The organism is Mangrovihabitans endophyticus, assembly GCF_014646155.1.
GTDB classification, from domain to species: domain Bacteria; phylum Actinomycetota; class Actinomycetes; order Mycobacteriales; family Micromonosporaceae; genus Actinoplanes; species Actinoplanes endophyticus.
In genome coordinates this window covers 439467-451928 of the sequence record NZ_BMMX01000001.1, presented here as the reverse complement: position 1 = coordinate 451928, position 12462 = coordinate 439467, and the positions used below count along the sequence as shown (strand labels likewise).

Genomic DNA, 12462 nt, shown 5'->3' with positions numbered 1-12462 from the left:
TCGTCACCCGACTCCCTGTCGAGCCTTTTCGGCCCGCCGCGCACAATACCCAAAACATTTATACACGTAAATATAATTGGCGAGATCCTGGAACCGTGTGACACCCTCAAGATTCGTCATCGCAAAAATGCGGACCGCGGAGAAAATCCAACCCCGTCAATAATATGACACCGGTGTCAGTCAGCCGGCACGCCGACCGTAGCCGGGCCGCGGCATGAACGTCAAGCGATACTTCGGGCGGCAACTTCGCAGGTGAATGTGGTCCTCAAGCAAGGCAGCCGATCCGTGGACGACGCCTGAGAGCCTTTTACATCGGTGTTTAGCCGGTGACTTAACCACGGCCGTCCACGGCCAATCAGCGACTTTCCGACGCCACTTAACAACGGAGCCGTAAACGAAAGTCGATGGTACGGTTCCCCCCGTCAATGCACATCGTCCGCGCACGAATCGACGATCGGATCGGAGTCGCACCGTGACGAGTTCAACGGACGAGCCAGCGATACTGCCGAACGTCGGCGACGCCCCGGTGAGCGGCACGGATTTCAGTTCCCTGATGGCGACTTTTCCCACCGGCGTGGCCGTGGTCACCACCACCGACGCGGCCGGCGCTCCACGCGGGATGACCTGTTCCTCGGTGTGCAGTGTGTCGCTGTTTCCGCCGATGCTGTCCATCTGCCTACGACAGGGCAGCCCGACGCTCGCCTCGGTGCTCTGGCGGCGGACGTTCGCGGTGAACCTGCTGCGGCACACCGCCCGCGCGACGGCCGTGTTGTTCGCGTCGGCGGTTCCGGATCGATTCGACCGAGTCCGGTGGGAACACGAGCCGGGTGCCGCCGGGCCGCACCTGATCGACGACGCGCACGGCATAGCCGACTGCCGCACGGCCGAGGCTGTGCCCATCGCCGATCACATCGTCTTGTTCGGCGCCGTCACCGCCATCCGGCATACCTGCTCCACCATGATCCCGCTTCTGCGCGGGATGCATCGGTATTCGTCCTGGACCACCGCGGAGGAGGACACATGACGTCCGGAATCACACGCCGAACAGTCCTGGCAAGTGCCAGCGCGGCCGTAGCCGGCACGGTCGTCGGCGCCGCCGCGGCCGACGGGACGGCCTACGCCGCCGGCGGGGAGACCTACGCCGCCGGCGGGACGGACTGGACGGCAGTTCGTCGCCAGTTCCGGCTGGACCCGCGATGGATCAACCTGGCGGCCTTCTTCCTTTCGTCGCACCCGGAACCGGTACGTCACGCGATCGCGTACCTGAGCCGGCAGATCGACGCCGATCCCACCCGTGTCGACAGCCTCACCCTGCCGGACGGGCCGACCGGCTGGGACCGGGTACGCACGGAGCTGGCCGGCTATCTCGGCGGCGCCGCCGAGGAGTACGCACTCACCGGGAACACGACTGTCGGACTCGGCCACGTCTACAACGGAATCCCGCTGCGCCCCGGCCAGGAGTTCCTGCTCAGCGACCGGGAACACGTCGCGCATCTGGGGGCGGCCATCCTCGCCGCCGACAAGCATGACGGTACGGTGCGGACCGTACCGCTGTTCGCAGCCCCCGAGAACGCCACCGTCGACGAGATCGTCGGTCGCCTGCAACAGGAGATCCGTCCGGCGACCCGCGCGGTCGGCGTCACATGGGTGCAGTCCAGCACCGGTGTCCGGATGCCCGTGGCCGCCGTGGCGGACGTAGTGGCCGAGGCCAACCGGGGCCGGGCCGCCGAGGACCGGTGTCTGCTGATCGTGGACGGCGTGCACGGTCTCGCGGCGGTCGACACCGACCTGCCCGACCTGCGAGCCGACGTCGTGGCCGCGGGCACGCACAAATGGCTGTGCGGTCCTCGCGGCACCGGGCTGATCTGGGGGCGCCGCGACGCGTGGCCCTACCTACGGCCCGCGGTGACCCCGATCTTCCGCGAGGACAGCATCGCCAACATGACACCCGGCACGTTCCACGCGTTCGAGCACATGTTCGCCCTTCCCGCGGCGGTCGCGTTCCACCGCGGCATCGGCCGCTCGGCCGTCGCGGAGCGCGTCACGGAGCTGTCCGCCCATCTGCGCGAGGGACTCGCGGCCATGCCGCACGTGGCGCTGCGCACCCCCCTCGACCCGGCGCTCGGCGCGGGCATCACCTGCTTCGACGTCGACGGACTGACCGGCGCGCAGACGGCCGACCGCCTGGCGGAGCGACGGATCCGCATCAGCACCTCGCCGAACCCGCCGCCGTACGCCCGGATCGGCACGTCCATCGTCAACTTTCCCCGCGAGATCGCGGACACGCTGTCTGCCATTCACGACCTGAGAGCACCATGATAACGGGAGCACACATGACGGCAACCACACACGAGTTAGGGCACCGGCCGGTCCGGGACGTGGTCATCGTCGGCGGCGGCACCGCCGGATGGATGACCGCTTCCTACCTGCGCGCCGCGTTCGGCGACGCCCTCCGCGTCACACTGGTGGAGTCGAAGAACGTGCCGACGATCGGCGTCGGCGAGGCCACCTTCAGCACCGTACGGCACTTCTTCGAGTACCTGGGCCTCGACGAGACCGAATGGATGCCGGCCTGTAAGGCCACCTACAAGCTGGCCATCAGGTTCGAGGACTGGCGGCGACCGGGGCACCACTTCTATCACCCGTTCGAGCGGCTACGGGTCGTGGACGGCTTCCCGATCACCGACTGGTGGCTGCACCTGCGGCCGGGCGAGCGCTTCGACCGGGACTGTTTCCTCATCGCCTCGCTCTGCGACGCCATGCGTTCGCCGCGGTACCTCGACAACGGCATCTTCGAGCAGGACTTCCGGGAGGACGGCGACACGCCGCAGTATCGCACCACCCTCACCGAGCAGGACACACAGTTCCCGTACGCCTACCACTTCGACGCCGCGCTGCTCGCCCGCTACCTGACCGGCTACGCCGTCGACCGCGGCGTCCGGCAGGTGCTGGACGACGTCGTGGACGTGGTGCTCGACGAAGGCGGATGGATCGAACGGGTCACCACGGCCGAACACGGCGACCTGTCCGGCGATCTCTTCATCGACTGCACCGGCTTCCGTTCCCTGCTGATGAACCGGGTGGCCGAAGAGCCGTTTGTGTCCTATCAGGACACACTGCCCAACGACAGGGCGGTGGCGCTGCGAGTGCCGGTCGACATGGCCCGCCGCGGTATCCGGCCGTGTACCACGGCCACCGCGCAGGACGCGGGCTGGATCTGGACGATTCCGCTCCTCGGTCGCGTCGGCACCGGCTATGTGTACTCCAGCTCGTATTGCGACGCGGATACCGCGGAGCGGACACTGCGCGCGTTCGTCGGGCCGGACGGCGAGGAGGCGCAGGCCAACCACATCAAGATGCGCATCGGCCGCAGTGCCCGGTCCTGGGTGCGCAACTGCGTCGCCGTCGGGCTGTCCAGCGGGTTCGTGGAACCACTGGAATCGACCGGCATCTTCTTCATCCAGAACGGCATCGAGCAACTGGTCAAGCACTTCCCCGGCCGCGGCTTCAGCGACGCGGTGACCGCCTCGTACAACCGTCAGGTCGCCAACGTGATGGACGGCGTCCGCGAGTTCCTGACCCTGCACTATTACGCCGCCGCCCGTCAGGACAACGACTACTGGCGGGACACCAAGACGCGCCCGATGCCCGACTCGCTGGCGGCCCGGCTTGAGAGCTGGGGCACCCAGTTGCCGGACATCGAGAACGTTTTCCCGCACTATCACGGCTTCGAGTCCTATTCCTACGCCGCGATGCTCCTCGGACTCGGCGGTCTGCCGCTGCGTCCACCCGCCGCGCTCGAACTCTTCGACGACGCAGCGGCCCAGCGGGAGCTGCAAAGCATCCGGGACCGGACGAAGCAACTCGTCGACCAGTTGCCCAGCCACTACGCCTACTTTGCCCATCTGCACGGCCTCCCGCCCGAGGTCGCCGTTCCGGGGCGCTGATCCTGCCGGAGGACCCGTACCTTGTCATACCTCGGCCTTCCCCGGATCTGCTTCGCCGGGACCTTCCAGGCGGACGTGGCGACCATCAACAACGCCGTGCCGTACTACGACAATCAGCTCTTCGAACCGCGCTTCACCTGGCGGATGAACCTGCCGGACATCAACGGGTTGTGGAATCCACGGGGCACCGGTTCGATCCGGCTCTCCGACATCCGGATCACCGCCGCGCTTCTGCCCGGCGGCGCCGCGGCGGACGATCCGATTGTGGACGGCCGGGTGGCCGACGACGACCTGCGGGTGAACGCCAAGTTCGCAGACTTGGATCCGGAGAACCAGATGGTGCCGGAGATCTGGGGACTGCGTCTGCGGTTGCTGGACGTGACCGGCCGGGAGGCGCTGCGGGCGGACTTCCGGCCGGCTGCCATGGACGACATGTGGATCCGCGCCAAGCTGCCGTCCGGCAGGGGGGATCCCGCAGCGACATATCAGTCCGTCCTCACCGGCGTGCGATGGGCGCCGACGCTGAATTCGCCGGCGCTGCGGGCGCTGCGCGACGCCACCGCCGACGGCATGCTCTCCATCAAGTTCACCATGGGCGCGGTCGAGGACGGGATCGAGCAGTGGCCGGACACGCTGACCTTCGGCCGCCTGGTCGGTTGCATCGGCCCGTACGCGTCTGGTGAGCCCTACCACTTCGTGGCAGGACGGAGGCTGCTGGCCTGGCCCGGCAGCACGCTGCATCACGCGCCCTGCCGCATCGATGTCGCCGCCCGCACGGTGGTGCTCGACCTCGGCAACAGCGTTCCCGCCACCGGACGCGGCGGGCCTCCGGTGCAGACCGGCCCGTTGCGCCTGGCCGTCCTCGGGGCGGGAGACTCGCCGACCGTGCTCGCCCCGATCGACGTCGTGCCCGAGGACTACGAGCGAGTCGCCGGGATCGTGAGCGTGCCGTTGACACCCGCGCAGTTGGACGCCGCGGTCACCGGCCGGCTGGCGGTGGTGGGCGCCGGGACGCAGCCGCCCGTGCTGCTGGCCGAGAACGCCGATGCGACGATCCTGCGAGCCGACGGTTTCGTGTTCCGACTGTTCGCCGGCGCCGCCGAGGATTCCGCGACGGCCGTGCTCCACGCGCTGCGGCACGGCCGCCCGCTGCCCGGGGCGGAGATCTTCCTCAAACCCGGCGCCCATCCGGACGCCGTCACCCACCCGGACCGCTGCGTCACCGACGGGCGAGGTCGTGCGGAGGTCCCGCTCACCGGCGTCGACCCGGGTAGCCCCCGGGCGAATCTGGACGGGGTGGTCACCCAGCTTCAGTACGGCTTCGCCAACGCGCCGGACGTGCCGGAGGGCACCCTCAGCGTGCGGGTCTTCGCCGCCTTCGACCCGCCGGAACGGCCCACCTGGTTCCGCGACGTGCAGCCGATCCTCCAGCAGTACGCGAACCTCTTCCCGGCCATGCGGGCAGTCTGCGACCTGGGACGTTACGACGACGTGGTGAAACACGCCGTCTATATCAGGCGGACCTTGCTGGCGCCACGAGCTTCACCGAACCACATGCCCGTGACGCGCGACCTCTCCCCCGGAAAGCGAGACATGATCGTGAAATGGTTGGACACCGCTCCGAAGCCGCCGATCCTTGAGATCGACACGGTCGCCGATCTGCGTGCGGTCCTGCAGACCGCCGTCTATCTGGAGCAGGCCACCATTCCGCCGTACCTGACCGCCCTTCTCTCCCTCCGACCCGGTCAGAACACGGAGATCGCCGAGCTGATCCGGGGCGTGGTGCTGGAGGAGATGCAGCACATGGTCCAGGTCTGCAACCTCCTCAATGCGGTCGGCGGCCGTCCGGTGGTCGGCCGTCCGGGACTGGTGCCGACGTATCCCGGCAAGCTGCCCGGTCCGGTCCTGCCCGACCTGACCGTGCGGCTGCGGCGGATGAGCATCGACCACGTACGCGACACCTTCATGGCGATCGAGCAGCCGGAGTGCCCGACGGTCGACGGCAAGCGCTTCCGCGGACGCGTCTTCGACCGAGACAGCGTCACGGTGGAGCGCGACGGCCGCATTCGTGCGGCCGACGCCGCGGCGATGGCCGCGCTTGAGAAGTGGTTCGCGAAGGCGGAGTACCACCCGCAGACCATCGGATGGTTCTACAACCAGATCGCCAGAGCCGTCACCCGCCTGGACCGGGCCGGCAACCTGTTCACCGGGGACCAGGCCCGGCAGATCGCCTGGCCGGATGCGCCCGGGGTGCTGATCCGGGTGACCGATCGCACGTCGGCCCTGCTCGCCATCTTCGAGATCATCGAGCAGGGTGAGGGCAGCCCGCACGACCTCGACGACGACGGCCTCGCCGACCCCGACGAGCTGGGACACTACTACCGGTTCCAGGAGATCGTGGAGGGACGGCAACTGATCCGCGCCGCGGACGGCCGATGGGTCTTCGAAGGCCCGGCGATCCCGTTCGACCCGGCAGGCGTCTACCCGATGGTCGACGACCCCGACACCTATCGGCTCGCGGCCGGCTCGGTCGCCCGCCGCGAGTCCACCCTCTGCGACACCTTTTACACGAATCTGCTGACCGGGCTGCATCGGGTGGTCGACGGGCACCCCGAGGAGCTCGACGACGTCGTCGGCCTCATGTACCAGCTCCAGGTCCAGGCTCGAAAGTTGTTCGACGTGCCCGCCGGCGACGACCCGTCACCCGTCCTCGGCCCCGCGTTCCAATCACCCGGCGTGACGTTCTGACCGACCGGACGCACCGCTGCACACATTCGACAGCGGCCGAGCCGAAGCCGGCGCGACCGTGCCCCAAGCCGGAGGGAAGCCACCGCATGTCCCGCGTGCCCAACTTGATGTCCCACCACACTCTCCCGGACGACGACAGCGCCATCCGGCTGCACTGCAACGAGAACCCGTACGGCCCCCCGCCGGGTGTGATCGAGACGGCGATCAAGGAGCTGGAGACGCGGTGCGCGACGTACCCCGACAGCAGCCGGGCGGCGCTGCGACGCCGTCTTGCCGCAGGGCTCGGCATGCCGGAGGACTCGTTGGCGATCGGCAACGGCGCCGACGAACTCGTCCTGATCACCGCGCTGGCGTTGCTCTCGCCCGGCGACCGGGTGCTGGTCACCGAGGGCACGTTCCCCGGGTACGCCGCCTCCGCCGGTATCGCCCACGCCTCGGTCGACCGGTTGCCGATGGAAAACCACCGGGTGCCGGTCGACGCGCTCACCGACGCGCTCGGCCGTGGATACGCGGTGGCCTACATCTGCAACCCGCACAACCCGACCGGGACCGTCATGGAACCCGCCGACGTCGAGCGGCTGATCCGGGCCGCCGAGATGGCCGGCACCGTCGCGGTCTTCGACGAGGCGTACATGGAGTACGCCGGACCAGCCTACGAATACGCCCTCGGCGCGGTACGCGACGGCCGGCGGCTCCTGGTCCTGCGGACCTTCTCGAAGGCGTGGGGCCTGGCCTCGCTGCGGATCGGGTACGCGGCGGGCCCTGCTGATCTGATCGCCCGGATCCGCAACGTCGGCGAGTCGCTGCCGTTCAGCGTGAACCGTCCGGCCCAGGAGGCGGCCCTGGCCGCCCTGGGCGCGGACGACTATCTGGACGACATCCGCTGCCGCACCGCCGCCGCACGGGACCGGATGTGTCACGGCCTGGCCGCGCTCGGCCTGTCGTACGTACCCTCGGTGACCAACTTCGTGCTGGTTCGTACGCCCGGCGACAGCACCGCCCTCGCTCGGGTCCTCGCGGACCAGGAACGCGTCCTGGTACGGGACCTGACCAGTTTCGGGCTGCCCGGGCACCTCCGCATCACGGTGGGCACCCAGGATCAGGTGGACGCGGTCTGCCGCGCGCTGCGTGAGGTGCTTGTCACACCGGCGCCCCACGGCACGGAGCGGGCCGGTCTGGGCGCATCCGGCGCGGGGATCGCGCCACCGGCCCACGGGCTGGCGCCGTCGACGCTGTTCAACGGATACGTCGGCGCGAACGTGGTGTTCGCACTCAACCAGCTCGACGTCTGGCGGGCGTTGCAGGAGGGCGACCGCACGCTGACCGAGCTGGCCCAGCGGACTGGCAGCGATCCGGGGAAGCTGGCGCCCCTGCTGCGCACCGCCGTTCTCCTCGGCTATCTGCGACTCGACTCCCTGCCCAGCCCGGCGGACCCGGCCGACTTCGCGGTCGCGCTGACCGAGAACGGGACGGCGCTGCTGCCGTACCGGGGTTTCTTCACCTGGGGGGTCGGTGGCTACGGCGAGATGCTGAGCTCTCTGGCGGCGATGGCTACCGGCGAGGCCCGGTTCGGTGACGGCGTCGACCGGGATGGCGGCCATGTCGCCGTGGGTTCCGGCATGGTCGGCAAGTCCCTGATGCTCACCATCGAGGAGTCCGTCGTCGCCGACCTGCAATTCGACGCCGTCGCGGACCTCGGGTGCGGCGACGGCAGCCGGCTGGTGCGGCTCAGCCGGAGGTCGCGCACCGGCCGCGGCTGGGGCATCGAGGTGGATCGGAACGCGCTGCGGGCGGCGGCGGAGCGGATCGCGGCCGAGGAGCTGACCGAACAGGTCCGGGTCGTGCATGATGATCTCCTGGCCGAGGACGGGCGCACCTTTCCCGATGTGGATCTGGTCAGCAGCTTCCTGATGATGCACGACCTGTTCAACGCCACCGGGGACCCGGCCGGGGTGCTGCGGTCCTTGCGCCGCCGGTTCCCGGACGCGACCCGATTCCTCATCGCGGACACCGTCGGTCAGAACTGGGCTGCGCCGCAGGACACGCTGCCCATCTTCTCCGTCGGGTTCGAACTGCTGCACGCGTACATGGACGTACCGATCCTGAGCCTGCGGACCTATGAGGACGCCTTCACCGCGGCCGGGCTCACCGCGCTGCGGCGCGAGCCGTTCGGAGCGCCGTCGACCTGGCTGTGGTTGCTGAGCACCGGCGCCGCGACGCACGAGCGCGGGGCGTCGCACCGGTCCTCGGCGCACCCGCGATCGACGGTTGCGGCACCGACGGACGTGGCGAGCTGACAGGGCAGGGGAGGGCGGTGCCGGTGGCCACCGGCACCGCCCTCCCCTGGCTTCATTCCGCGATGGCGGACAGCGCCGCGGTGGACGCCGCGCGGCGCGCCGGCCACGCCGCGGCCAGCATCGCGGCCAGGACGATGGCGGCGAGGCCGGCTCCGATCAGGTCGAGCGGAATGGTGACGGCCGACAGTCGCTGCCCGAGCATCGCATGTTGCATGACGGTGCCGACGGCCACGCCGACCAGGACACCGAGCAGCGCGCCGAGCAGCGAGATCACCAGGCTCTCCACCCGGATCGAGCGGCGGATCAGGGACCGGCTCGCGCCGACCGCCCGGGCCATGCCGATCTCGCGGCCACGTTCGCTGACCGACAGCGCCAGCGTGTTCACCACACCGAAGAGTGCGATGATCAACGCCACCGCGAACATCGCGTACATCACGACGAACGCCAACCGCTGCGCCTCCACGCCCTGCGCGACGAGTCCCTGCTGGTCGGTGACCGTAACGTCCGGGCGGTCCCGGAAGGCCGCCTCGGCCCTGGCCCGGACGGCCGCCGGGTCCGGGCCGGTCAGATAGATCACTGAGACGCTCTCGCGCAGGGACGTCGGCGCCAGGGACACGTCGAAGTAGATGCTGGACTGCAACTCGGTCGCCTCGTAGACGCCGGCCACCCGGGAGCGCACCGAGGTCTGCGGTGTGATCTGCAAGGTGACCGGGTCACCGACGCCCAGGCCCAGCATGTCGGCCTGGTTCTGGGCGATGACGAATCCCTTGCGCAGGTCGCCCGAACCGCCCGTGATGTGCGGCGTGAGCAGGCCGTTCAGTGCCTCCGGCTCGATTGCGGATGCGCGGCGCTTCGTGGTGCCGCCCGGGTAGTCGACGTCGACCAGCATGTCCCGGCTGGCCGCCGCGGCACTGACGCCGGGCAGATGGCGGGCGGTCGTGAGGTCGGCCGGGTCGAGCGTGGCGGCGTTGCCCCCGCCGGGCTGGAGCACGGTGGTGGTGGTCGGCACGGTGGCGCGGGTGGTGGAGCCGATCAAGGTGGACAGACTGGCGCTGAGGCTCGCGAACGCGCAGATCAGTGCCAGCCCCACGGTGATCGCGGAAGCAGTGCTGGCGGTCCGGCGCGGGTCCCGGGCCGCATTGCGCACACCGAATCGCAGGGCCGGACGGCCGCCCTGGCGCATCAGCCGCATCACCGTGCCCAGGACCGCGCCGGCGATCGTCGGGGTCAGCAGCAGCACGCCCAAGCCGCCGAGGACCGCCCCGCCGATCGCTACGATCCGCGACGCCGTCCCGGCGTTCGGGTTGCGGGTGGCGAAGACCAGCGCCGCGGAGACCAGCAGCGCCCCGACACCCAGCAACACATTGCGGGTACGGATGTCGCGCGGCACGGTGGCGTCGGAGCGCAGCGCCGCCATCGGGGAGACCGCGGAGGCACGCCGAGCCGACCCGTAGGCCGCGACGACGGTGATCAGCACGCCCGCCAGATAGCCGAGCAGGACGGCGAGCGGGGGCACCGTGTAGTCGATGTCGTCCGCCGGTCGGGTGATCGCGATGACCCCCGGCCCGAGCGCCACTCCGAGCAGCACCCCGACGGTGCCACCGGCCAGGCCGAGCACCACCGCCTCGGCGAGCACCGTGCGGCGTACCTGCCGCCGGCTGGCGCCGACCGCCCGCAGCAGTGCGAACTGCCGGATGCGCTGGGTGACCAGGATGGTGAAAGTGTTGCTGATGACCGTCATGCCGACGAGCATCGCGAGGACCGCGAAGGGCAACAGGGTGAAACGCAGATCCCAGATGTCCGAGGTGGCGCGCTCGCGGGCGTCGCGCGCCAGCTCGGGCCCGGTCGATATCCGGTAGGACACGCCGCCGACCACACGCTCGGCCGCGTCACGCAGCCGCTTCAGATCCGTGCCCGGCGCCGTGGCGAGCTCGATCCGGCTGAAGCGGTCGCCGAGCAGGCCCGGCGCGGATTGCGCGTCGAAGGCCACCGTCGGCACGGTGTCCGACCCCCAGTCCGTGGTTGACGGCGAGCCGAGCGTGCGGTAATCGAAGGTGCCTACCACGGTCGCGGCCTCGGACCGGCCGTCTGCCACCAGCACCCGCACCGGCATGCCGACGGCGAGGTCGTTGCGCCGGGCGACATCCGCGTTGATGGCGACCTCGCCCGCAGCGCTCGGGGCGCGGCCCGCGACTGTCACCATCCGACCGGTGTCGTCGGCGTTGGTCCCGGCGAGATCCATGCTGGTGGCGGCCGACGCCAGCTTGCCGTCGGGCGACACCACACCGGCCCGGCCCAGGATCACTCCAGTGGCGCGTCTGACGCCCGGCAGAGCCGCCAGCCGGTCGCGGTCCGCTGGGGTGAGCGCGGCGTCTTGGTGCAGGCTCTGCACCGAGACGCCGACGTCGGTCCGGGTGTCCACACTGACCAGCGTGTGCGAAATCGACTCGCTCACCACCCAGCTCGCGACCAGGGCGGCCGCACCGAGCGCGATGGCGATGATGGTCATGGCCATCCGACCCTTGTGGGCCAACAGTTCTCGCAGAGCCGCGCGCAGCATCAGTGGGCCGCCCTCTCCATGGACTTCATCCAGTCCAGCACCGTGTCCGCGGTCGGCGCGGTGAGATCCCCGACCAATCGGCCGTCGGCGAGGAAGAGAACCCTGTCGGCGTACGCGGCGGCCGTGGGATCGTGAGTGACCATGACCACGGTCTGGCCGAAATCGTCGACGCTCTGACGCAGGAAGCCGAGCAGTTCCGCGGAGGTCTGCGAGTCGAGCGCGCCGGTCGGTTCGTCGGCGAACACCACCTCCGGCTCGGTGACCAGCGCACGTGCGCAGGCCACGCGCTGCTGCTGGCCGCCGGAGAGCTGGCTGGGACGGTGATCGAGGCGATCCCGCAGCAACAGCGTGTCGACCACTCGGTCCACCACGGACCGATCGGGGCGACGGCCGGCGAGGTCGAGCGGAAGTGTGATGTTCTCCAGCGCGGTCAGGGTGGGCAGCAGATTGAATGCCTGGAAGATGAAACCGACCTTTTCCCGGCGCAGTGCGGTCAATTGATCGTCATTGAGGACGGTCAGCTCCGTGCCCCCGATCCACACCTTCCCCGAGGTCACCTGATCGAGTCCGGCAATGCAATGCATGAGTGTCGACTTGCCTGAGCCGGACGGCCCCATGATGGCGGTGAACTGTCCCCGCTCAAACTCCACGGACACGTCCGACAGAGCGGTGACTTTCGCGTCCTCGCTGCCGTAAATCCTGGTCAGGCCGGTGGCACGGACGGCCGTAGTCGTCTGGTTCATGATGCCGATTATTTGGGCCGGCCCGGTATCGGGGCATCCGCCGACCTGCCATCCTGCGGCTAACTTAAGTTATAGAGCAATAGAGACGGACGAGCTACGTTCGGCATCGGCGACACGGATACTCTCGGCAGGTGCACAGAGACGAATCATCCGGCCGCGCGACGGCA

At 69.5% G+C, this 12462-nt stretch carries 7 protein-coding genes; 5 read left to right on the top strand and 2 right to left on the bottom strand.

Going from position 1 to position 12462, the window contains the following annotated elements:
- The first annotated feature begins 553 nt into the window (after window positions 1-553).
- The 5 genes from IEY73_RS01835 to IEY73_RS01815 all read left to right on the top strand — a co-directional run bounded on the left by IEY73_RS01835 (window position 554) and on the right by IEY73_RS01815 (window position 8992).
- A complete protein-coding gene (locus tag IEY73_RS01835; protein ID WP_189077241.1) occupies window positions 554-1024 on the top strand; it encodes a flavin reductase family protein in 471 nt (156 codons plus the stop codon).
- Window positions 1021-2319, top strand: coding sequence for an aminotransferase class V-fold PLP-dependent enzyme (locus IEY73_RS01830; RefSeq protein WP_189077240.1), 1299 nt, complete (start codon window positions 1021-1023; stop codon window positions 2317-2319). The genes IEY73_RS01835 and IEY73_RS01830 overlap by 4 nt, the downstream gene beginning before the upstream one ends.
- A gap of 14 nt (window positions 2320-2333) precedes the next feature.
- Window positions 2334-3947: a tryptophan halogenase family protein gene (locus IEY73_RS01825; protein WP_189077239.1), complete on the top strand. Its 1614-nt coding sequence runs from the start codon at window positions 2334-2336 to the stop codon at window positions 3945-3947.
- 21 nt (window positions 3948-3968) lie between these two features.
- Complete coding sequence (locus IEY73_RS01820; RefSeq protein WP_189077238.1) at window positions 3969-6695, top strand: ferritin-like domain-containing protein; 2727 nt, start codon at window positions 3969-3971, stop codon at window positions 6693-6695.
- Window positions 6696-6781: 86 nt separating this feature from the next.
- Window positions 6782-8992 carry a pyridoxal phosphate-dependent aminotransferase gene (locus IEY73_RS01815; RefSeq protein WP_189077237.1) on the top strand — a complete coding sequence of 737 codons (2211 nt, stop codon included), beginning with the start codon at window positions 6782-6784 and terminating at the stop codon, window positions 8990-8992.
- Window positions 8993-9044: 52 nt separating this feature from the next.
- Here the strand turns inward: IEY73_RS01815 and IEY73_RS01810 are convergent, their stop codons facing one another.
- Both IEY73_RS01810 and IEY73_RS01805 read right to left on the bottom strand, forming a co-directional pair.
- The gene (locus tag IEY73_RS01810) at window positions 9045-11501 is read right to left on the bottom strand and encodes an ABC transporter permease (RefSeq protein ID WP_189077236.1); all 2457 of its coding nucleotides are present in this window, start codon (window positions 11499-11501) and stop codon (window positions 9045-9047) included.
- Window positions 11502-11551: 50 nt separating this feature from the next.
- The gene (locus IEY73_RS01805; RefSeq protein ID WP_189077235.1) at window positions 11552-12295 is read right to left on the bottom strand and encodes an ABC transporter ATP-binding protein; all 744 of its coding nucleotides are present in this window, start codon (window positions 12293-12295) and stop codon (window positions 11552-11554) included.
- Between the last annotated feature and the right edge of the window lie 167 nt (window positions 12296-12462).